Consider the following 20,941-nt stretch of genomic DNA (forward strand, 5'->3'; position numbering starts at 1 on the left):
CCCAGGCTAGTCTTTAGTGTTTTTTCGCTGTAGCCGTTACGGCTATTATCGGTTTCCTTATTACGATAATCGTACTTGCTATAGCCTAATTCATCATCTAATTCGCCTTCCAGTCCATTTTCTAAAACGGTACTTACCATTTCCTTAAACAGTTCCTGGACTCCGGCAACATCGTTAATTCCGGCTCTTTGTAGCAGTTCTAGTAATTTCTTTCTTTGTTCTCGTCGTTCCGGGGTGATTTTTCTTTTTACCATAATTAAAACCTCCAAGTTCGGTGCTTCTATTTTACACCATCTTGGAGGTTTACACAGTTTTCGGGATAGTCTCCAAGATAAAAAAATCCCACCGCATCACATGGCACCGCCACCACCGCCACCGCATCATATGGCACCGCCACCACCACCGCATCATATGGCACCGCCACCACCACCACCGCATCATATGGCACCGCCGCCTCCGCCCCCGCATCATATGGCACCGCCACCGCATCACATGGCACCGCCGCCCCCGCCACCGCATCATATGGCACCGCCGCCTCCGCCACCGCATCATATGGCACCGCCGCCCCCGCCCCCGCATCATATGGCACCGCCGCCTCCGCCGCCGCATCACATGGCACCGCCGCCCCCGCCGCCGCATCATATGGCACCACCGCCACCGCCTCCGCATCATCCCGCTCCGCCACATTTGAAAGAAGTGGAGCCGCCCATGCATCCGGTTGCTCCGCCAGAAAAAGGAGAAGTACCGGAAGATTGATGTAATATCTTTAACATGAATGGCCGCATTCATCTACAATTGGTGAATGCGGTTTTCCAAAAAATTAAGAGAGGAGGGGATGACATGTTTTTAAAAGAAGGATTGATTTTAGCCTTCATCCTTGTTGTCTTTTCTGTTGGTAAAAGCCCTTTTTTCTCAATTGACCGAATCGGTGCGGCTATTATAGCATCTATATTGTCAATAAATCTTGGGAACCTAACTTTTTCCCAGGCTTTAAGCTCAATTGACTTTAGGACATTAACTATTTTGTTTTTTATGATGATTGTAATCGCCAATTTAAAGGTAGCTGGCTTCTTCGAATTGCTTGGCCAATGCATATCAAATAAAGTATCAACGAAACGGCAATTACTTTTAGTCGTTATCGGGATTAGCGGAATTCTGTCAGCCATATGTATCAATGATATTGTCTGTTTGTTATTAACCCCCATAGTATTACTTGTTTGCCGGCAAGGAGAATGTGCCCCCTTACCGCATTTATTAGGCTTAGCCATTGCTTCCAACATTGGTAGTGCTGCGACTTTACTTGGCAATCCGCAAAATATATTGATAGCAAACCTGTCACAGATTTCATTTATCTCGTATTTTTCAACAGCAGTTCCCATTGCATTGATAGGTTTGCTTATATGCTATTGGTTAATTGCCTTGTTTTATAAAAAAGAGCTTGTGGGAACTATAAGTTTTAAAATTGAAAATGATTTTCATTATGATAGATATCATATTTGCAAGAGTTTGGTCATTTTATTGCTTGTTGTTTGTGCATATATTTTTGGCGGAGACTTAGTGGTTAGTACAAGCCTTGGCGCAATGACTTTGCTCATAACTAAAAAACTAAATCCTGCTAAAATTTATGAGAATATTGATTTTGGTTTATTGCTTATCTTCGCTGGGTTATTTATAGTAGTAGGCGGCTTACAACATAACGGCGCCGTTGATTGGGCAATGAAGAACGTACTTACTCTAAATGTCCACAGTTTTTATTCCCTGGGGTTAATTACAATTTTTCTTTCCAATCTAATTAGTAATGTTCCAGCCGTATTGTTATTGAAGTTTTTCGCACCGGCTGTCGGAGTAGATATTTGGTGGAAGTCGCTAGCTTTGTTTTCAACGTTTGCAGGAAATTTGACACTATCAGGATCGATGGCAAATCTTATAGTCGCAGAAACTGCCAAACGCGAACAAATAAATATAGGCTTCTGGGAGTTTATAAAAATTGGATTTCCTATCACAGTATTAACATCATGCATAACGTTAATTGCAGTGTCTGTTTAGGATAATTGAAGATATACCGTTTCCTGATAGGAACCCTATGCCGATATTGTTGATTTGGTAACACTAATTTAACTAATGGAAGAGTGGCTTGCGATATTAAAGAGTTAACGGATTTTTATTCGTTGACTCTTTTTCTTTGTCCACGCTATTCTATGAAAATATATTTGACAAGTTATATATAACTTTGCTAATATAAAAGTGAAGTTAATTCCAATTTTGGAGGGCATGGCATGGCTTTAAATCACACCCTATTGGGTTTATTATCTTTTAACCCTATGACAGGATACCAACTTAAACAACTATTTGAATCGTCCATCAATCATTTTTGGAATGCCCATATGAGCCAGATTTATCGTGAACTTAGTTCCATGGAGAAAAAAGGGTGGGTAACCTCCATCATAGAACCGCAGGAAGGTAAGCCTGATAAAAAAATCTATTCCGTTACACAGGCGGGAACGGAAGTATTCAGACGCTGGCTGCAGGAGTTTCCCGAAACGATGGAAGAAGCAGGACGAAGTGAATTTTTGGCGCGAATTTTTTTTGCCTCCCACATTGATCCAGCCGACTTGGCATATGAACTGCGACGCTTTATGCGTAAACAGCAAGATCAACTTAATTCATATAAAGAGACGGAAGCCCAGATTAAGGAACACCAAAAAAAAGGAGATTCCGGTGCTGTGTTTTGGTATATGACACTTAGACGAGGCGTCAAAACAACGGAAGCAGCCATTGAATGGGCACAAGAATGTCTGCAGTTGGTGGAGGAAATAAAGCGGAGTAAAGAATAAAGGGTTTAGATTATGTTAAATAGATGAAATGGCAAGAGGTGAGTCAAGTAAAAAAAATCGTAGCTATCAACGGTAGCCCCAAAGGTAAGGCCAGCAATACCGATGTCATGGTCAGTGCTTTTTTAAAGGGAGCACAAGCGGCAGGGGCTGAAACGGTAAATATCTTTCTGGCGGAAAAGGACATAAAGCATTGCAGAGGCTGCCTGGCCTGCTGGCTTATCACACCCGGTCAATGTGTGATAAAGGATGCTATGGGTGAAATATTGGCTCTTTGCGAAGGCGCAGATATTTTTGTGTTGGCTACTCCCCTTTATTTTGATAACATTTCCGGTATGCTGAAGGATTTTATGGATCGCATGATCGTCAAAGGGGATCCTCATTTTGAAAAAGTATCGAATGGAGAATGCCGGCACTTAAAAAATGTAGACACGCCTTCGGCGAAGCTTGTCATGATAGCTAATTGCGGTTTTTCGGAAAGATCCCATTTTCAGGTGATATCCCACTGGGTCAACAGGGCGGCACTTAACATGAAGACAGAAGTACTCGGAGAATTCTACGCCGCTCAGGGAAGTCTTCTAAGTATCAATACCGACGAACTACGTCCGATTATTGCCGATTATCTAAAAAGCTTAGAAAACGCGGGCCGGGCAATTGCTTCAGGCCAACGTGTATCTGAGGAAACCAAGCGGTTATTGGAACAGAACTTTATTCCTGATGAAGTTTATATTCAAAAAGCAAATAGATATTTTGACAATGTTTTGAATAGCAAACAAATAAAAAACAATGAGGGATTTTGAAGGGGGGATTTTTATTTCGACAGATAAAAACGTTGCAGGAGCACCGTGGTATATTGTGCTTTCCCGGCATTTTCCCGTGCGAACGCTGCTTGTTGACATGGCCATTCCCATACTGTGCTATTCTGTTTTAGCAAATTACGAAAAGCCTCTTGCCGGCATATTTTTCGCAGGAGTATGGAGCATAATGAGAGCGGTTTGGGAAAGTGTCCAACATAAAAAGGTATCCATATTTGCTTTGATGACCATTGTTTTTACGGTAGTAGAGTTTATCATGTTTTACGTTTCCCGTAGCTTGTACTGGCTTTCTTTAGCTATACGAAGTGAATTTTATGGAATTCTTGTCATGGCAACTTTGGCTTTCAAGAAAACTTTTATAGAAATAATGGTGGAAGAATCGAAAACGACCAATTTTACGGAGGAATTTAAAGAAACTAAGTATTACCGAAACTGTTGGAGATTGGTAACGGCTGCGTGGGGAGTCGCATATATTGCAAAAGGATTATTTTACCTGTATGTTGCACCGGAGCTTGATACGGGCCTTGCATTCACTATTCGGGCAATACTTGGCTGGCCTTTAGATATAATCCTGATTGCCTTTTCGATCCAGTTTCCGCATAAATATTGGCATCACGAATTTAAAAAGGGTAACATTACCATGCCGATTACAGCTAACGGGAAAGGCTCGTAGCGGTTGTTAGTACTCCTTTCGGTATGGAAGCACCCCATTAGGTAGACAGTATGTCATGCTGTTTACCTAATGGGGTGTTCTTCAGTCAGGGGTAACTAGCTGTTTGAATTATTGCTATACTGCTCTCCTTTTAATCCGGTATCATACAGTTTCATAAACAGTGTGCTTACTGCTTAACGGACGAAGAACCCAACCTAACATGTATGTTGAAGTGCTCAATTTTGTATAATAAATTAAGATAAATGAGTGTTAACCTGTCATTGAAAAGGACGAGCCGGTTGAACGGCATGTACCGTTGGGTTATCCCCCGGTATAGCTGGGAATGGAGAATGAAATGGATATATTAATCATCATATTGCTGCTGCTTTTCTGTCTGCTATTTTCCAATATCGTCAGTCATTATGTTCCGTCGGTCCCGACAGCACTTACGCAAATCGCCATGGGCATCGTGCTTGCCGTTGTCATTAAGGATATTTCATTTAAAATAGAAACGGGCTGGTTTTTGCTGCTGTTTGTCGCGCCGCTGTTATATAACGACGGAAGTCGTTTTCCGCGGGAGGAATTGTGGGAAATGCGCTTGCCGATTTTGGGCAATGCTATTATTCTGGTTATTATAACAACATTAGGCGGCGGCTGTTTTATTCACTGGATGATACCCGGCCTCCCGCTAACGGCGGCCTTTGCCCTGGCGGCTATTTTATCGCCTACGGACCCCGTGGCTGTGAACGGGATTGCCAAACGGATTCACATTCCCCAGAAGGTATTGTCACTCGTACGGGGAGAATCTTTAATCAATGATGCCTCGGGCCTGGTTGCCTTCAATTACGCAATCACGGCAGTCGTAACAGGTTACTTTTTACTGAACGAGGCAATTTTGGATTTTTCCTATAAATTCCTGGCCGGGGCAATAGCCGGTCTGCTATTGGGTTTTCTGGTAACCTGGCTGCGTTTTGCGCTGCGCCGACAAGGGATCGCCGATGTAACCTTTCATTCGCTGCTGCAGATAATGACGCCATTTGCCGTTTATCTTATAACGGAAGATGTTTTGCACGCTTCCGGCGTGATCGGGGTGGTAGCAGCCGGGATTGTTCATGCCCTGGTGAGAGAACGGACGGAAACCATGATCGCCGAAGAGCAGATCCTGACAGAAAACATCTGGTCCCTCGTTTTGTTTGTGCTAAATGGGGTGGTATTCCTGTTATTAGGATTAAATATTCCTTCCTCCATGGCGGAAGCCGTGGCAGATCCGAGTATAAACAATTACCTGCTCATCGGCTATGCTGCTCTGATCGGAACAATTATTTTGGGAATCCGCTTTGTCTGGTCCTATCTCTTTTTTTATGTTGAATATTATTATGGCAGTAAAACGAAAGAGGTTGTTAAGCCCGATTTTCAGACAAATCTGATGATCGGTCTGACCGGAGTCCGGGGCGCCGTTACGATGGCAGGTGTTCTTTCCATACCCTATTTTTTAGCGAATGGAGATCAATTCCCGCGGCGGTCGCTTATTCTCTTTCTCGCAGCCGGCGTCATTCTGTTCACTTTAATCTTGGCAACCCTATTTTTACCGGTGTTGAGCAAAAGAGAAGCCGGTACAGCGGAGACCGGGGAAGAAATGGAGTTAGATGAAGCGAAAAGGAAAATTCTGCAGGAAGCGATTAAACAGCTTCGACTGGAAATGAATGAGGAAAATCGGTTCGCCGCTTATGAACTGATTGATGAATATAAGATCAGGCTCCGGCATCTCCAAGCGGAACCGATGACGCGTGATATAAAGATATCCGAAATAAGGTTGATGGCATTGAAAAAAGAAAGGGAATATATACAGGCGGTCATGGCCAGGGGCGAGATGAGTGAAGCGGTGTTTATGTCAGTTGAAAAGTCACTTGACCGCCGGGAAGAAGCTCTTTCGGCCAATGTAAACTCCGGAGTCAGATATCTCATCGGCAGGATGATCAGAAACTGGAGGCGTTACAGAGGACATTCCGGTAAAAAAGCCGGAGCTTTGGCTGGCGCGAAAGTACGGATCAGCGATGACATCCGGCTAAAGGCGCTGCAGGCCACGTATGATTTTTTGGAGAGTTATGCCCAGGAACATGACCGGGCTCATCTGGTTTATCCGGTCATGCTGGATTATCGGCGAATGATCGAGCGACTGGAGAGGCCGGTTAGACCAAGCAGTGAAGAGAAAAAACAGCAAAAGGAAGACCTGCGCATGCTGGTAATCGACATAGAGCGCTCAGAAATCATCAAAATGTTTGAAGTTGGAGAAATTACCAAGCAACAGGCAAAAGAGCTAAGAAGATTTGTCAATCATATTGAAAGTGTTGTGCTGTATGAATATGTTGAGTAACCTGGAGGGATGATTTCGCCGGGAAAAGGAAAATAATAAAAAATCGCATCAGAAGGGTTTCCCGGCGAATAATTACGAAGGGGCTTCTTCTATGGCAACAATTCATTTTTTTTTCTATATGCCAGAAAAGAGAACATTTAAAGCGACATTCCCATATAAAATCTGTCTTCAATTTGAAATTTATAACTTTGAGGTAATATATGATAAAAGAATTTGAGCAAGCGAAAATGAATGAAGTAATGAAAATATGGTTAGATACTACGATTAATGCACACTATTTTATTCCGGAAAAATATTGGGTTGATAGCGAGCGTATCGTGAGAGAACGCTATTTGCCTATAGCGAAAACATTTATTTATGATGAAGATAGTATTATTAAAGGATTTATTAGTATCATGGAGGGCTTTTTTATTGGAGCATTATTTGTTGCTAAAGAATATCAGCAGCAAGGAATAGGTCTAAAGCTAATTAATTATTGTAAAAAGTTATATCCTACATTAGAATTAGCTGTTTATGTTGATAACATGGGTGCGGTAGAGTTTTATAAACGATGTGGCTTTACAATTCAAACAGAGCAAGCTAATGAAGGTACCGGATTCAAAGAATATATCATGGTTTGGAATGGAATTGAATGATTAAACCAGTACAGATGTAGGAGTATATAACGCTTCGGAAATAAAAAAAGATGACGATCAATGGCTAAACAGCGAGAACTGCACGTGATCGCTAAGCTCGGACAAAGAAGGAGCGACACCGGTGTTTAAACTGATTTTGTTATTTTTTGAATCAATCCCTCGCCGGTTTCGCTTAGAAAGGTTGAGCCTAAGATCAGGATTCCACCGATTATTTGTGAATAGGTCATGGCTTCACCTAGCAGCACTGCGGAGAGGAATACCGCGGTAACCGGGTCAATATAACTGAGAATGGCAATGGTTTGTCCTTTTATTTCTTTCATGGATGTAAAGTATATCAGGTAGGCTAAGCCTGTATGTATGATGCCGACAACCAGGATCAGGAGTACAACTTGTCCATTTAGTGAAGCTAATGGAATTCCCTGATTATAAAAAAGACTGGGAAGCAATACCAGACCCGCCATAAAAAGCTGGATCAGCGTTGTTTCAAAACCGGATAACCCTTTTATGAACTTGTTCATAAGTATTACACTGGCGTACAGGGCTGCTGCGGCCAGGCCGTAACCAATGCCTACTAAGTGTGTGTTAGAGAGGGTGGCTGAATTGTCGCCGTTTAATATCATAAAAAGCCCCGCTAAAGCGGCACTAATACAACCTATTTTGATCATGGTAAGGCGTTCTTTTAGAATCAAGGGAGACAGCATCATGACAAACATAGGGGCGAAGTAATAGCTCAGTGTCGCATTAGCTATTGTTGTGTATTTATAAGCCTGAAACAGGAATAGCCAATTAAAACCGATGGCAGCACCGGACAGTAAAAGTATCCGTATGTTTTTCTTTACGAGCATAGGTGAAAATGTTTGTCCCATCATAAAGCCTGCACATATTAAAAATACACAGCCAATGATAGCCCGTAAAAAGGCAATATCCAGTGACGGCAGATTTATATTTTTAACGAACACTCCGATAGTGCCAAAAACAAGCATAGCAGTTATAAATTTTAGCTGATCTTTCATGCGGTAGTCATCTCATTTCATTGTAATTTTGATGCCAGTACCTTGTCAGTCTTAAAATAGCAGGAGAATGACGAGGCTATTTTGCAGCCCAAGACGGAGGAGGGAGGTGGAAAATAGACCGTCAGTATCCACTGGATTAAGGCTGATAAGGTACTAGTGTAAGTATGATATGGGTGCATTGTCTTATCGAAGGCTAAGCAGGGTATACCACTTTGGTAAAATCACTGTGGGGCAGTAAATGAAAGAAAACTCCGCTTGTAAGAAAGGCGGAGTAATTTTCATTAATATGCTGTTAGTGGGTTGGCAGGACAATTATCGGAATCAAGCAATATTATATCATAATGACCGGAGTTCCGACATCCACTTTTTCAAAAAGCTCCTCAATATCCGGGTTGTACATCCGTACACAGCCGCCCGAAACATATCCTTCTACCGGTCCGTTCCAGGAGCCGTGGAGACATGTCTTATCTGATGATAAAACAAGCCTTCTTGAGCCAAAATCTATATCCCCCTGATTTTCAAAAACCAACTTTTCCATTACTTTATAGCTGCCTGGCGGTGTAGGCGTTTCCGGTTTTCCGCTGCCTACACGATATTCCTTAATTAATTGGTCATTTTCAAAATAACAGGCACGGTGGGTAGTCAGGTGTACTACCACGTATTTTTCCATTATTCATCACTCCCTATGATTATTCTATGTAGCATTATGTTTGTTTGCGCATAATAAATGAAGCCTCCTGTGAAGTGAAGAGGACACTGTCTTCAAGGAAAAATGCAAAAAGACTAGCAAAGACAGTTAATTTAGGAATATACTAAAAGAACGGACAGGATAAATTTTACTGCCCAGGAATACACTATAGAAATATTGCGTAATAGGAGGTGCGGGTTTGCGTAAGATTAATGTTGGAATTTTATTCGGCGGCAAATCCACCGAACATGAAGTTTCATTGCAATCGGCCAAGAATGTGATTGATGCAATTGACAAACAAAAATATGAGGTTACCCTGATTGGCATTGACAAGAGCGGGCGCTGGTATTTGAATGACCGGTCACATTTTTTATTAAATGAAAATGATCCCAAGCTAATAGCTCTTAACAAGTCGTCTACAAACATGATGTTTGTTCCCGGCGCGGAAGGGCCGCAGGCCATCAGTCCGCTGGGCGGCGGTCCGGCAAGCCATATTGACGTTGTGTTTCCGGTACTGCACGGAGCCTGCGGCGAAGACGGCACCATGCAGGGGCTTTTGAAGCTGGCAGGGATTCCCTTCGTTGGCGCCGGGGTGTTAGGCTCGGCGGTCGGCATGGATAAGGAGGTCGCCAAACGGTTGCTGCGGGATGCCGGAATTCCCATCGCCAAGTTTATCGTTGTACATAAATGGGACCGGGAAGGCCTAACGTTCAGTCAGGTGAGCGGCGAACTGGGCCTGCCGCTGTTCGTCAAACCGGCCAATGCCGGTTCGTCGGTTGGCGTAAGCAAGGTGCGAAACGAGGAACAGTTCCAGGCGGCGCTGGCTGCGGCCTTCCAGTATGACACCAAGGTACTGATTGAAGAATTTATTGAAGGCCGGGAAGTGGAATGCGCCGTACTTGGCAATGAAGCGCCGATTGCTTCCCGTATTGGCGAGATCAAAGCCCAGCAGGAATTCTACTCGTATGAGGCCAAATACATTGACGAAAATGGAGCGGTTCTGGAAATCCCGGCCAACCTGCCGGAGGACGTGATTAAGCAAATCCAAACCGTTGCCGTGAAAGCCTTTAAGGTACTCTGCTGTGAAGGGATGGCCCGCGTGGACTTCTTTCTGACCAAAGATAACCGGGCGGTTATTAATGAGATCAACACCATCCCCGGCTTTACCAAAATCAGCATGTATCCCAAGCTGTGGGAAATCAGCGGCATAGCCTATCCGGATTTAATCGACCGCCTGCTCCAGTTGGCGCTGGAGCGCCATGCCAATGAAAAGGAACTGAAGACCGACCGGGTGTAAATATTGAAAATGAAACGATAAGTCTATATAAATCAAACAGCTAGTTAGTCGTCAGTGCTAACTAGCTGTTTGATTTTTGCTATACTGCTCCCCATTTTAATTCTTATCCTACATTTCATAAACAGTGTGCGTATTATCCAATGGATGAAGGCTTCAAGCTAGCATGTATGAGGGAGTGGTGAATTTTGCTATAATAGATAAAAAAGTGTTAACCGGTCATTATTGAAAAGGGGACGGGCCAATGGAGCATGCATTGATGTAGAGCGTTCGGAAATCATCAAAGTGTTTGAGGATGGGGAGATTACCAAGCAACAGGCAAAGGAGTTAAGAAGGTTTGTCAATCATATCGAAAGTGTTGTACTGTACGAATATGTTGAATAACCCGGAGGAATGCGCGGGTTTGCGCCCCCGTATTGGTTTTCGGCAAATCTACCGAAATACTAACCCTTTCTAATTTAAGAGTTAATAGCACATAGCCATAATATGTCCGCTTTGCCGGACATATTATGGCTATGCTGCTTAATACTCTGTTGCTACAATTAAATTAATTTAGAGGTGATGGATATGTTACAGGCAAGAGACTCGCAGATTATATCCTTGCTATTAGAACATAATCAGGGTTTGTCAGGGAATGAACTGGCAAAGCTCATTGGTGTTTCCGAACGCACGATCAGACGGGATATTAAATACATTCAGGCCAATTTGGAACTTAACGGCTGCATATTACATTCCTCAGTTAAAAACGGCTATTCGTTAGAAGTGTTGGATGAAAAAAAGTTTGGTGTAATAAGAAAGCAATTAGATCAAAAGAATGAAAGCGAACAAATTATATTTTACATGTTAGAACAACTCATCCTTAACAGCTTGCAGGACACTTGTATTTCGCAAATGGAACTATCGGAGAAGCTGTATATCAGTCTTTCTACTTTAAAAAGCCATCTTAAAGATGTGGAAAAGTATTTATATAAATACCAGTTAAAGATTGTTAATTATAAAAACCGCGGCATGAAAATCTGTGGGAATGAACAGCAAATCCGCTATGCCATTTCCGAATACATTTCTACAAAGTACAAAGACGGCCTGCAGCCATATTATCAGACCATCTTTACTCATATCGATATAGCCGGAATGAGGCATATTGTGATGCAGGCGCTGGAGCATAATATGCTGGGCCTGACAGATTTGTCTATTGATAATTTATTAATCCATATTGCGATTTTAATAAAACGGGCCGGGGCCGGACAACTGATTCATTATAAGGAAGAGCAACTGAGGCAGATTTCTTCAACTAAAGAGTTTCAGGTTGCGCAATATATTGTCCGGGAAATTAACCGGAATTTTGAAGTGCATATTGATCTAAGTGAAACGTGTTATCTGGCACAACATATTATTACCAGCAAAAAATACTTGGAGCTTGAAACTGTCAAGTTGGATATGAATTTGGAGCAGTTGGTTCAAAACATAATGAATACGGTCAATAAAATCTGCGGTATTAATTTTTCCCAGGATGACACCTTGATTCATTGGCTTTCCCTGCATCTTGATATTGCTATTAAACGCTTGCAGAATCACATGAATATTCGTAATGAAGCGATGGATGTAATAAAAAAAGAATATCCCCTTGCTTTTCAAATTGCGGCTATCGCAGCAAAGGTGATTGAACAGGAAAGAAATATTAAAGTCAATGAAAATGAAATTGGGTATATTGCCATACATTTTGGAGCCGGTCTTAGCCGAAGAGGGGATGCTCATTGTGTTGCTGCAAAGAAGGCAGTTCTTGTCTGTGGAACGGGTATTGGAACGACAGTGTTAGTGAAAGCACGAATTCAAGAGTATTTTAAAGACCGGATACAAGTGATAGATACCATACCGGGTTATAAATTAACTGAAGACGTAATAAACTCTGTGGATCTGGTTTTAACGACAATTCCTTTCCCGCAAATAAAATCAGACAAAATAATAAACATTAAATCTTTGTTAAACATGGATGAAATCGCTTTAATTGAGAAAAAGGTATTGGACAGGGAAGTTTTTCATAATGATCTGCTTCTTGAGCTTTTTCGTGAAGAGTTTTTCTATCCCCAAATGGATTTTACCAACAAATGGGATGTCTTAGAGTTCATGACCGATCAAATGGTGCAAAAAGGAATGATGAATGAGATCGGAAAAGCTTCGGTCAAAGAACGGGAACAACTATGTTCTACGGAGTTAAGTAATTTACTGGCAATTCCTCATTCTTTGCATAATGATCTGAATAAAACCGTTATCCCGGTTTTAATATTAAAAGAGCCGATTATTTGGAATGAAAAGCGCGTGCAGATCGTATTGCTGATCAATGTGGCAAAAGAATTCTTTGAAGTTTGGGATCTATTCTTTCCTAAACTGGTTAAATTTTTGGTTAAGGAAAACGGGGTACAAGCCATATTAAAAGATCCGTCTTATTATCATTTCACAAAAAAATTAGCTGAAAAATTCATGGTTTAGTAAAGGTACTTTTGCAATCTTGTGAGGCTAGTACGCTGCGTCACCTAAACATCCTTGCAACCTTATCTAATGACAGAGTACTAGAAACCTTATAGATAAATCACAAAAGAAAAAGGAGATCATCTATTATGATTAATCGATATGTTTATCCGGAGCTTATCTGGGTAAATAAATCATTTGCAGACAAAGAAGATCTATTTAAAACAGTAGCGCAAAGTTTGTACAATAAAAATTTTGTTACGGAAACGTATTATGAAAGTCTCCTCGCACGGGAAATTAAATTTCCTACAGGTTTGGATATGGAAGACTATTACGTAGCCATACCTCACAGTGAATGCGGGAATATAAAAAAGGAATTTATTAGTGTCGTTGTTCTGGAAAAGCCTGTTACGATGAATAAAATGGATGATCCTCAGATCGAGTTGCCGGTGGAATATGTGTTTTTTTTAGGAATGAACAATGATCAGGACCATTTAAAAGTCTTAAAGGAAGTGATAACGATTATTCAAAATAAACATTTGATTTTAGAAATGAAAAAAACTTCATCGCCTGATCAAATTGCCGGCTTATTAACCAAGACTCAGTCTTTGTCCAGGAATATCAAATAATTAGTATTAAAAATATATGAAAAGGATGATGGAAAATGGCTAAAATTAAAATTTTGATTGCCTGTGGCAGCGGGATTGCCACATCCACGATTGCGGCTGATGCAGTAAAAGAGATCTGCCGGGAGTTAAAGATTCCCTATGAGATTGTTAAGTGCAGCATGACTGAAATTGCTTCTTTCGAACAAAGTGTGGATATTATTTTTACAACCAATAATTATACGGGAAAAACTGAATTGCCTCATATGAGCCTCACCGGTTTTATTACTGGGATTAATGAAGATGCTTTGAGAGAAAAGGTAGGAAAAACGATTTCAGATATTTATAAACGGTTGTAAAAACTTGCGCCCATACGGTTTTTCGGATTCTTACTTTACTTTTATCATATAAAAATAAAACAAAGGAGAGGGATTATTTTGGAGACACTATTGGCAGGTATTCAGCAAATTCTAGGGTTAGGTGCCAAAGCTATTTTACCAATTATCATCTGCGGATTAGGCCTGTTTTTCAGAATGAAATTAAGTGATGCCATTAAATCAGGTTTAACGGTTGGGTTAGGGTTTCTGGGGTTAGGATTAATTGTAACTTTGTTAACGACTACGTTAGAACCGGCTGTTGCGTATTATCAGAAACTGGGTTCCGGGTATACCATTGTCGATATCGGCTGGGCAGCAGTCGGTGCCGCATCCTGGATGGCTCCTTTTGCTGCGCTGGCAATTCCGGTAGGCCTGTTTATTAATTTGGCACTTATTAAATTCGGTGCAGTAAAAACCATGAATATTGATATATGGAACTACATGCATTTTCTGATTCCGGGCTTTTTAACTTACGTGTTGTTTAATAGTGCTATAGCAGGCTTTTTGGTTACTATTTTGATGTCGGTGATTGCGTTGTTTGTGGGCGATAAATTAGCTCCTATCTGGCAAAGATATTTCGGACTTGAAGGGACTACCTGCACAACTGTTAATTTAATCGCCTGGACATTCCCGGTAGCCCTGCTTATTAATAAGATTATTGACTTAATTCCGGGGTTGAATAAAGTGGACTTGAGCATAGAGAACGTAAATAAAAGACTGGGAATCATCGGTGATCCGATTATTATCGGACTGTTTGTTGGCGGCTTACTCGGTGTATTGACAAAACAGGGTTTCTCCGGTGTTGTCACCATGGGGATCGGTGTTGCCGGGGTCATGCTTTTAATGCCCAAGATGGTTAGTATCATGATGGAAGGCCTGTCACCTGTTGGCAAAGCAGCCAATAGTTTCATGAAGAAAAAGCTGGATAAGGAAAAAGAATTAACTATCGGTATGGACGTGGCGCTTGGTTTGGGTGATCCTACAACCATTACCACAACGGTTATTACGATACCGTTTGTCATTTTGTTTGCTCTGATTCTGCCGGGTGTTCAGTTTTTCCCGGTAGGCATGTTGACCTCCGTTTGCTACTTTGCAGTGGTTTGTACTCTTGCCAGCAATGGTAATTTGGTTAGATCGGTCATTTCGACCCTTACCTATTGCGTTATCTCCATGTATACCTGCGCTTATGTCGCACCCGGAGCTACGGCAATGTTGAAAGCGGCCGGGTTAACTATTACAGGATTGGGCACCGATGTATCGGTGGGTTCACCTATTTGGGGTGTGATTATCTATTGGTTTAGTTCGGTTCTTCATTGATGGCAGCCAGCTGAATGCATACTGTAAACAGGTATGCCGCCGGTAAAACGCAACCCGTAAAAATTGAAAATTTATTATATTCAATCAATAAGCAAGGCGGGTAAATACCTTGATTAAATTTAAATGGGAGACAAGTATATGGCAAAGATAATTCCTTCTATTTTTAATGCGGATATAGTAAATCTGATTGGTGATATAACCTTTTTGGAAAATAATCATATAGAAGTTTTACATGTGGATATGATGGACGGAAATTATGTGCCCAATATCGCGTTTGGTCCTGATCAAATTGCCAAAATCAAAAAGAATACGTCCCTGAGCCTGGACGTTCATTTGATGGTTAATAAACCGGAACGGATCATTGACAGGGTGATAGATGCCGGCGCAGATTTAATTTCCGTTCATTATGAAGCAACACCGCATATCCATGAAGTGGTGAAAAATATTAGAAAACGGGGAGTTAAAGCAGGCATTGCCCTTAATCCGGGAACTTCGCCAGATGTTTTAAAATACATGGTTGAAGAGATTGACTTCGTTTTGCTTATGTCGATTAATCCGGGACATTGGAATCAGGAGTTTATTGATACTATTTATCAGAAAATCAAAGAAACAAGCGATATCATTGCTGATCGTGATATTGCCATTGAGATTGACGGGCGGATGAATCCGCAAAGAATAAAAAAAGCATTTGATGCAGGTGCATCTATGTTCGTGGTGGGCAGCTATTTATTTGACGGAGATAAGCAGAAAAATATATTCACATTACAAGAGGCACTTAACAGATGATAAGGGGTGATACTATGGATGCTTTAAAACTGTACGGGGTTCGGGATATCCGGTTTGAACAAGCTGAAAATCCGGTCATTCAGAGTGCGAATGATGTTATTGTGAAAGTTAGGGCAGCAGGGATATGTGGATCGGATATATCCAGATATAAGCTGTTAGGCCCTTATATTCCGGGAATGATTTGGGGCCATGAATTTTCCGGAGAAGTGATTGAGGCAGGGACGGCGGTTACCAATGTCGCAAAGGGCGACAGAGTAGCCGGTTGCCCGGTTGTATTTGACGGAGAAGACTATTATTATAAAAAAGGGGAATATAACCGGAGTGACTTTAATACTGCTATTGGCGCAAAACGTCCGGGTGCCTTTGCGGAATATATCTGCCTGCCTTCGCAAAACCTTGTACCGATTCCTGATTCCCTTTCGTTTGATGCGGCGGCTTTGATGGAGCCTTCCACGGTAGTTCTTCATGGATTATATAGAACTTCCTTGTCGGTGGGGGATACCGTTGCGGTAGTTGGAGCCGGCGGCTCGTTAGGGTTACTTGCCATTCAATGGGCTAAGGTTTTTGGCGCCAAAAAGGTAATAGCTATTGATATTGACGATGCCAAGCTGGCGATAGCCAAAAGACTTGGGGCAGATGTAATTATCAATTCTCTACAGGAAGATACGGAAGCGGTTATTTTACAACATTCCGAGGGATTAAAAGCAGATCTCGTAATGGAGGCTGCAGGATCTCCCATCACGGCTTCCCAGGTATTTGCCTATGCTAAAAAAGGTGGCGGCGTTGTTTTCTTGGGTATTCCTTATGGTGATGTTACGGTCAAGCGATATTATTTTGAAAAAATATTAAGAAGTGAATTAACGGTTTGGGGATCATGGAGTAATGTTTCGGCACCCTTTCCCGGTAAAGAATGGTCTGATAGCGTTCATTTCTTTGCCGAAGGAAAGATTAACACTGAGGAGATCATTACACATCGGTTGCCTTTAAGCAAAGGTCCGGAAGTTTTTGAAAAGTTGATGGAAAGAAAGGAACTGTTTGGCAAAGTTATCCTTCATCCATAATTGAAATGGAAGGAACCGTACAAATTTATTTTACGAGGGGAAGAATATGAAGCTACAATTGGCTATTGATGAGCTTACTGTGGAAGAAGCGCTGACGGCACTGGAGACGTTAGCTCCTTATGTTGACATTGTTGAAGTGGGAACCCCGCTTCTTATAGACGCCGGAAGGGATGCCATCAGACAGATTCATAAGAAATTTCCTGACCTGAAAATTCTATGCGATGCAAAAATCATGGATGCAGGGGCTTATGAGGCGCGCTTGGCCTATGAGGCCGGTGCGGAATATGTAACGGTTTTAGGCGTTACAGATGATTTAACAATAAAAGAGTGTGTGAATGAAGCAAGAAAATATGGAAAAAAGGTCATGGTGGATATGATTTGCATCCCCGATTTGGCTGCACGGGTCCCGGTGATAGAAGCGCTGGGCGTAGACGTCATTGCTGTACACACCGGGGTGGATCAACAGGCCAGGGGAAGAACCCCGCTGGATGATTTGATTGAAATCCAAAAACATGTCAAGTCTTGTGAGGTTGCGGTGGCCGGTGGTATTAATAGCAAAACGGTTGGCCAATATATAGCCCGGCAGCCGGATATTTTAATTGTCGGAGGTGGAATCTTCAAAGCTAAGAATCCTATGGAAGAAGCCGGAAAAATTCGTACACTAATGAGAGATTAAATTTGTAGCTTAGCCAGGAGCTTTTGCCCATCGGGTAAAAGCTCCTTTTTATTTGTCTTGAGTTGGTAATCGATCTAAACTGCAAGAAGTCAGAGATCATGGTTACAGTAACGGCAGGAAAAAAGGTTTTCTTGCCAGGAAGGTCATCAAACTGATAATGTAGTGGCGCCGTGAGAAACGGCAGCATAACGACGGAGGAACGCGCCTGAACCGGTTCTGTAAGACGGATGGTAAACATTGATTTTTTGTTAAGAAGGATATGTAAAAATTGTCGCGAAATGTTGAAAAAAGGAGGAGTGGCGGTTATGGCAATTGCAAAGTGGAAAGATGAATACAGTATTGGTATTCCTGAGGTTGATAAACAACACATGAAATTATTTGAAATTGTGAATCGCATACAAGAGTTACTATGCGACGAATTTATTACCGACAAGTATGATGGCATCGTGGCAATAATAACGGAATTAAAAGAATATACGATTTACCATTTCAAGATGGAAGAAGACTACATGCTAAAGAACGGTTATAAAAAGTTTTTTTCCCATAAGGTGTTGCATCAGGATTTTATAGAAAAGATTAACGCAGTTGATTATTCTAAGATTGATAATGAACAAAACAAATATCTTAATGAGATATTGTATTTTGTCTGTGATTGGCTTATAACACATATTCTAAAAGAGGACAGATTGCTGGCTGAAATGTAATTTCTTTATAACTTTTTAAGAGCCGAAAGGCTCTTTTTCTATTTGCTGAATATTAATGTATTGAAAATAAATAAAATTATCATGGAAAATATTGCATACTAAAAAAAGTTGCAGTATAATTTGAACAAATAAATAAAATGTTCAAATATTTATAAACGGATATAGACAGTCATTGGGTGCTTCCTGTCTATAATAAAAGGGGGACGAAAAGTGACTGGTCAGAGACGTGATCAGATTTTGGATGCTTTCATGCGGATTGTTGCAGATCACGGCATAAATAGAACAACCATGCGCGATGTTGCACGCGAAGTAGGCTGTAGTGTGGGGACAATTTATAATGAGTTTGCCAGCAGAGAAGCCCTAATTGACGCCTTGCTTGAGCGGGCACAACAAGAGATGGATCAGCTATTGAAAGAATTATCGGTGTCTTGCCAGGCTCCTGCGGAAATGCGGCTCCGCCGATTCATGATCGGGTTTGTACAGGCAGTCAATCTCAAAATGCAGAAAGACCGGGCGTTTACCGAATTTGTCAAGGAAATAAAAAATTTCCGCCATATAGGCTTTAAGCCGACAGATTTGGGAAAGACGATAAAATTGAAGGTGATCGGCATTCTTGAAGAAATTCTGACACAGGGTGTCCGGGAGGGCACCTTTGAGATTGATAATATTCCATTGACTGCGAAGCTGGTGAGGGAAGCATTTACCGAATATTTGGTCCCGTTTCTCACGCTTGAAAAAACAATTGAAGACATCGTCGAAGGTGCCCAAGCCATGATGGAGTTGATCATTAAGTCAATTAAGGCAACATAAACATTGCCAATAGCGGGGGAGAGATTAAGATGTTGCGAAATCTTAAAACATCTGTAAAAATTCTTAGTTTAATTATTCTCATGACACTTTCTTTGCTTATTGTCGGCTACTTAGGTCATTATGCAACGACGAACATGGCCACGAGCCTTAATGATATGTATAACAATCGCTTGCTGCCGATTCAGTGGCTTAACTCGGTGCGAGCAGAAAGCAGAATTAATGAAAATCTCACCTTAGCGATTTTCCTCAGTCAGGATAAAGCCAAACAAGCGGTGCTGCTAAAGGAGATCGGCGAACATAAGGCCAAAGTGGAAAGCCTGCTTAGCGATTATTCCCAGGCAAAGCTGGATTCTTATGAGGCCCAGACGGTGCCCCAGGTAATGGAGGAAATGAAAGCCTATCGGGGTGAATGGCAAAGAGCGCTGGATCTGGCGATGGCAGGGAGGCAGGCGGAAGGTTATGCGTATTTTACGCAAAACGCCGCAGGTCATTTGGAGAGCTTAAATAAGTTGCTGGATGAACTGGTTGAACATAATTCGAAAATCGCAGCAGAGGAAAAAACAGCTAATAATGCTCTTGCGGTGTACAACGACCGTCTTGGCCTGGCTGCAACGCTAGTGACGGTTCTCATCGCCCTGGGAATGGGTTGGCTGATTTCCCGTTTGATCGCTGTCCCGTTAAATCAGATGGTTTCACAAGTAAAGCAGTTGGCGGCCGGAAATCTTGCCGATCGGCAGGCTACGGTAGTATATGAAGATGAAGTCGGCCAACTTAGCAAGGAAGTCAATGTTATGGCGGGGCACTTGCGTAATTTAGTAGTTAATATTACACAGACTGCCGAGCAGTTGGCGGCAGCTTCGGAAGAATTGACGGCTGGCACCGATCAAGCTGCTCAAGCGACGGAAGATGTCACAGTTACCATTGCGGAAGTTGCACAAGACGCACAGGAACAGTCAAATGCCATTGAGGATGCTACTAACATCGTCATGCAAATGTCGACGGCTATTGAACAAATAGCCGGCAATGCCAATACGGTAAGTGGAGCGGCCTCGAAAACCGCTGAAGCTGCCACAGCAGGTTCCCAATCGGCAGATTTGGTATCGGTCCAAATGGAAAGTATTGAAGAAACGGTGGGAGCTTCAGCACAGGCCGTAGAAAAGCTTGGCGAGCGTTCAAAAGAAATAGGGCAGATTGTCGATACTATTTCCGGTATTGCCAGCCAGACCAACCTGTTGGCACTCAACGCAGCTATTGAGGCGGCCCGTGCAGGAGAACAGGGACGAGGTTTTGCCGTGGTCGCCGAAGAAGTGCGTAAACTGGCGGAACAAGCCCAGGAGGCAGCGAGCCAGATTGCTACAATGATCGGTGAAGTCCAGGCCGAAACCAGCAGGGCGGTTACAGCCATGAACGAGGGCAGCCAGCAGGTAAAAACCGGCGCGGAGGTAGTGGTTAACGCCGGGAAGGGCTTTAAAGAAATCGTCTCGCTTATTGATGACGTATCGTCGCAAGTAATGGAAATTTCTTCGGCCATACAGCAGTTGTCAGCGGGTAGTCAGCAGATTGTGACTGCCATGCGTAACATTGATGATATAGGCAAAAAGTCGGCAAGCCGGACGCAAACAGTTTCGTCGGCCATAGAGGAACATTCCGCATCTATAGAGGAAATCTCATCTTCTAGTCAGGAGTTGTCTATTATGGCTGAGAAACTGCAGGGCGCGGTTCACAAATTTAAGGTGTAATAGGCTGAAACTTACAGGTTTAGAGGCTGTTGGCAAAATGCAAAAAAGGGAGCTGTTGCACTGAAACAGCTCCCTTTTTTGCTGTTTTCCTCACGATT

At 42.2% G+C, this 20,941-nt stretch carries 22 protein-coding genes; 18 read left to right on the top strand and 4 right to left on the bottom strand.

Annotation, left to right across the window (positions count from 1 at the left end):
• Positions 1 to 254 (bottom strand): transposase (locus F3H20_RS20405; RefSeq protein ID WP_188128196.1); only part of this gene is annotated, 254 nt, incomplete at its 3' end.
• 26 nt (positions 255 to 280) lie between these two features.
• Entirely contained in the window at positions 281 to 652 is a 372-nt protein-coding gene (locus tag F3H20_RS19820; RefSeq protein WP_188128197.1) for a hypothetical protein, read from the bottom strand.
• A 188-nt stretch (positions 653 to 840) separates the two neighbouring features.
• Between F3H20_RS19820 and F3H20_RS04565 the strand changes: the two genes are divergently transcribed.
• The 6 genes from F3H20_RS04565 (at position 841) to F3H20_RS04590 (ending at position 7,307) form a co-directional block, all read left to right on the top strand.
• Entirely contained in the window at positions 841 to 2,046 is a 1,206-nt protein-coding gene (locus F3H20_RS04565) for an SLC13 family permease (RefSeq protein WP_149733775.1), read from the top strand.
• Between the two features lie 230 nt (positions 2,047 to 2,276).
• Complete coding sequence (locus tag F3H20_RS04570; RefSeq protein ID WP_149733776.1) at positions 2,277 to 2,834, top strand: PadR family transcriptional regulator; 558 nt, start codon at positions 2,277 to 2,279, stop codon at positions 2,832 to 2,834.
• 23 nt (positions 2,835 to 2,857) lie between these two features.
• Positions 2,858 to 3,631 (top strand): flavodoxin family protein, encoded by a 774-nt coding sequence (locus tag F3H20_RS04575; RefSeq protein ID WP_149733777.1) that lies wholly within the window; start codon positions 2,858 to 2,860, stop codon positions 3,629 to 3,631.
• Positions 3,618 to 4,319 carry a VC0807 family protein gene (locus tag F3H20_RS04580; RefSeq protein ID WP_149733778.1) on the top strand — a complete coding sequence of 234 codons (702 nt, stop codon included), beginning with the start codon at positions 3,618 to 3,620 and terminating at the stop codon, positions 4,317 to 4,319. The genes F3H20_RS04575 and F3H20_RS04580 overlap by 14 nt, the downstream gene beginning before the upstream one ends.
• A 334-nt stretch (positions 4,320 to 4,653) precedes the next feature.
• Positions 4,654 to 6,672 carry a Na+/H+ antiporter gene (locus F3H20_RS04585; RefSeq protein ID WP_149733779.1) on the top strand — a complete coding sequence of 673 codons (2,019 nt, stop codon included), beginning with the start codon at positions 4,654 to 4,656 and terminating at the stop codon, positions 6,670 to 6,672.
• 200 nt (positions 6,673 to 6,872) lie between these two features.
• The gene (locus F3H20_RS04590; RefSeq protein ID WP_149733780.1) at positions 6,873 to 7,307 is read left to right on the top strand and encodes an N-acetyltransferase; all 435 of its coding nucleotides are present in this window, start codon (positions 6,873 to 6,875) and stop codon (positions 7,305 to 7,307) included.
• Between the two features lie 125 nt (positions 7,308 to 7,432).
• Here F3H20_RS04590 and F3H20_RS04595 read toward each other — a convergent pair whose 3' ends face one another.
• Positions 7,433 to 8,320 carry a DMT family transporter gene (locus tag F3H20_RS04595; RefSeq protein ID WP_149733781.1) on the bottom strand — a complete coding sequence of 296 codons (888 nt, stop codon included), beginning with the start codon at positions 8,318 to 8,320 and terminating at the stop codon, positions 7,433 to 7,435.
• Positions 8,321 to 8,651: 331 nt separating this feature from the next.
• A complete protein-coding gene (locus tag F3H20_RS04600) occupies positions 8,652 to 8,990 on the bottom strand; it encodes a L,D-transpeptidase (protein ID WP_149733782.1) in 339 nt (112 codons plus the stop codon).
• A gap of 217 nt (positions 8,991 to 9,207) precedes the next feature.
• Between F3H20_RS04600 and ddlA the strand changes: the two genes are divergently transcribed.
• The 12 genes from ddlA (at position 9,208) to F3H20_RS04655 (ending at position 20,843) form a co-directional block, all read left to right on the top strand.
• Complete coding sequence (gene ddlA / locus F3H20_RS04605; RefSeq protein ID WP_149733783.1) at positions 9,208 to 10,305, top strand: D-alanine--D-alanine ligase; 1,098 nt, start codon at positions 9,208 to 9,210, stop codon at positions 10,303 to 10,305.
• Positions 10,306 to 10,527: 222 nt separating this feature from the next.
• Complete coding sequence (locus F3H20_RS19825; RefSeq protein WP_188128198.1) at positions 10,528 to 10,686, top strand: hypothetical protein; 159 nt, start codon at positions 10,528 to 10,530, stop codon at positions 10,684 to 10,686.
• A 183-nt stretch (positions 10,687 to 10,869) separates the two neighbouring features.
• On the top strand, positions 10,870 to 12,789 hold the full coding sequence (locus F3H20_RS04610; RefSeq protein ID WP_188128199.1) for a BglG family transcription antiterminator: 1,920 nt from the start codon (positions 10,870 to 10,872) through the stop codon (positions 12,787 to 12,789).
• A 128-nt stretch (positions 12,790 to 12,917) separates the two neighbouring features.
• Complete coding sequence (locus F3H20_RS04615) at positions 12,918 to 13,397, top strand: PTS sugar transporter subunit IIA (RefSeq protein ID WP_149733785.1); 480 nt, start codon at positions 12,918 to 12,920, stop codon at positions 13,395 to 13,397.
• 35 nt (positions 13,398 to 13,432) lie between these two features.
• Positions 13,433 to 13,732, top strand: a complete 300-nt coding sequence (locus F3H20_RS04620) for a PTS sugar transporter subunit IIB (RefSeq protein ID WP_149733786.1) — start codon at positions 13,433 to 13,435, stop codon at positions 13,730 to 13,732.
• A gap of 78 nt (positions 13,733 to 13,810) precedes the next feature.
• The gene (locus F3H20_RS04625; protein ID WP_149733787.1) at positions 13,811 to 15,067 is read left to right on the top strand and encodes a PTS transporter subunit IIC; all 1,257 of its coding nucleotides are present in this window, start codon (positions 13,811 to 13,813) and stop codon (positions 15,065 to 15,067) included.
• A 138-nt stretch (positions 15,068 to 15,205) separates the two neighbouring features.
• Entirely contained in the window at positions 15,206 to 15,853 is a 648-nt protein-coding gene (rpe, locus tag F3H20_RS04630; RefSeq protein ID WP_149733788.1) for a ribulose-phosphate 3-epimerase, read from the top strand.
• 14 nt (positions 15,854 to 15,867) lie between these two features.
• On the top strand, positions 15,868 to 16,914 hold the full coding sequence (locus tag F3H20_RS04635; protein ID WP_149733789.1) for a galactitol-1-phosphate 5-dehydrogenase: 1,047 nt from the start codon (positions 15,868 to 15,870) through the stop codon (positions 16,912 to 16,914).
• A gap of 46 nt (positions 16,915 to 16,960) precedes the next feature.
• Complete coding sequence (gene hxlA, locus F3H20_RS04640; protein ID WP_149733790.1) at positions 16,961 to 17,590, top strand: 3-hexulose-6-phosphate synthase; 630 nt, start codon at positions 16,961 to 16,963, stop codon at positions 17,588 to 17,590.
• A gap of 305 nt (positions 17,591 to 17,895) precedes the next feature.
• Positions 17,896 to 18,294, top strand: a complete 399-nt coding sequence (locus F3H20_RS04645) for a bacteriohemerythrin (RefSeq protein WP_223191615.1) — start codon at positions 17,896 to 17,898, stop codon at positions 18,292 to 18,294.
• Between the two features lie 210 nt (positions 18,295 to 18,504).
• Entirely contained in the window at positions 18,505 to 19,104 is a 600-nt protein-coding gene (locus F3H20_RS04650) for a TetR/AcrR family transcriptional regulator (protein ID WP_149733791.1), read from the top strand.
• A gap of 29 nt (positions 19,105 to 19,133) precedes the next feature.
• Entirely contained in the window at positions 19,134 to 20,843 is a 1,710-nt protein-coding gene (locus F3H20_RS04655; protein ID WP_223191616.1) for a methyl-accepting chemotaxis protein, read from the top strand.
• The last annotated feature ends 98 nt before the right edge of the window (positions 20,844 to 20,941 follow it).

This window comes from Propionispora hippei DSM 15287 (genome assembly GCF_900141835.1).
Classification (GTDB): Bacteria; Bacillota; Negativicutes; order Propionisporales; family Propionisporaceae; genus Propionispora; species Propionispora hippei.

What these genes read in the sequence shown, in the direction of transcription:
- F3H20_RS04615 (WP_149733785.1), top strand. Translation starts at nt 12,918, where the DNA reads ATGATTAATCGATATGTTTATCCGGAGCTTATCTGGGTAAATAAATCA.
- F3H20_RS04600 (WP_149733782.1), bottom strand. Translation starts at nt 8,990, where the DNA reads ATGGAAAAATACGTGGTAGTACACCTGACTACCCACCGTGCCTGTTAT.
- F3H20_RS04590 (WP_149733780.1), top strand. Translation starts at nt 6,873, where the DNA reads ATGATAAAAGAATTTGAGCAAGCGAAAATGAATGAAGTAATGAAAATA.
- F3H20_RS04580 (WP_149733778.1), top strand. Translation starts at nt 3,618, where the DNA reads ATGAGGGATTTTGAAGGGGGGATTTTTATTTCGACAGATAAAAACGTT.
- rpe (WP_149733788.1), top strand. Translation starts at nt 15,206, where the DNA reads ATGGCAAAGATAATTCCTTCTATTTTTAATGCGGATATAGTAAATCTG.
- F3H20_RS04655 (WP_223191616.1), top strand. Translation starts at nt 19,134, where the DNA reads ATGTTGCGAAATCTTAAAACATCTGTAAAAATTCTTAGTTTAATTATT.
- F3H20_RS04635 (WP_149733789.1), top strand. Translation starts at nt 15,868, where the DNA reads ATGGATGCTTTAAAACTGTACGGGGTTCGGGATATCCGGTTTGAACAA.
- F3H20_RS04565 (WP_149733775.1), top strand. Translation starts at nt 841, where the DNA reads ATGTTTTTAAAAGAAGGATTGATTTTAGCCTTCATCCTTGTTGTCTTT.
- F3H20_RS04610 (WP_188128199.1), top strand. Translation starts at nt 10,870, where the DNA reads ATGTTACAGGCAAGAGACTCGCAGATTATATCCTTGCTATTAGAACAT.
- F3H20_RS04585 (WP_149733779.1), top strand. Translation starts at nt 4,654, where the DNA reads ATGGATATATTAATCATCATATTGCTGCTGCTTTTCTGTCTGCTATTT.
- F3H20_RS04595 (WP_149733781.1), bottom strand. Translation starts at nt 8,320, where the DNA reads ATGAAAGATCAGCTAAAATTTATAACTGCTATGCTTGTTTTTGGCACT.
- hxlA (WP_149733790.1), top strand. Translation starts at nt 16,961, where the DNA reads ATGAAGCTACAATTGGCTATTGATGAGCTTACTGTGGAAGAAGCGCTG.
- F3H20_RS04570 (WP_149733776.1), top strand. Translation starts at nt 2,277, where the DNA reads ATGGCTTTAAATCACACCCTATTGGGTTTATTATCTTTTAACCCTATG.
- F3H20_RS04620 (WP_149733786.1), top strand. Translation starts at nt 13,433, where the DNA reads ATGGCTAAAATTAAAATTTTGATTGCCTGTGGCAGCGGGATTGCCACA.
- F3H20_RS04575 (WP_149733777.1), top strand. Translation starts at nt 2,858, where the DNA reads ATGAAATGGCAAGAGGTGAGTCAAGTAAAAAAAATCGTAGCTATCAAC.
- F3H20_RS04645 (WP_223191615.1), top strand. Translation starts at nt 17,896, where the DNA reads ATGGCAATTGCAAAGTGGAAAGATGAATACAGTATTGGTATTCCTGAG.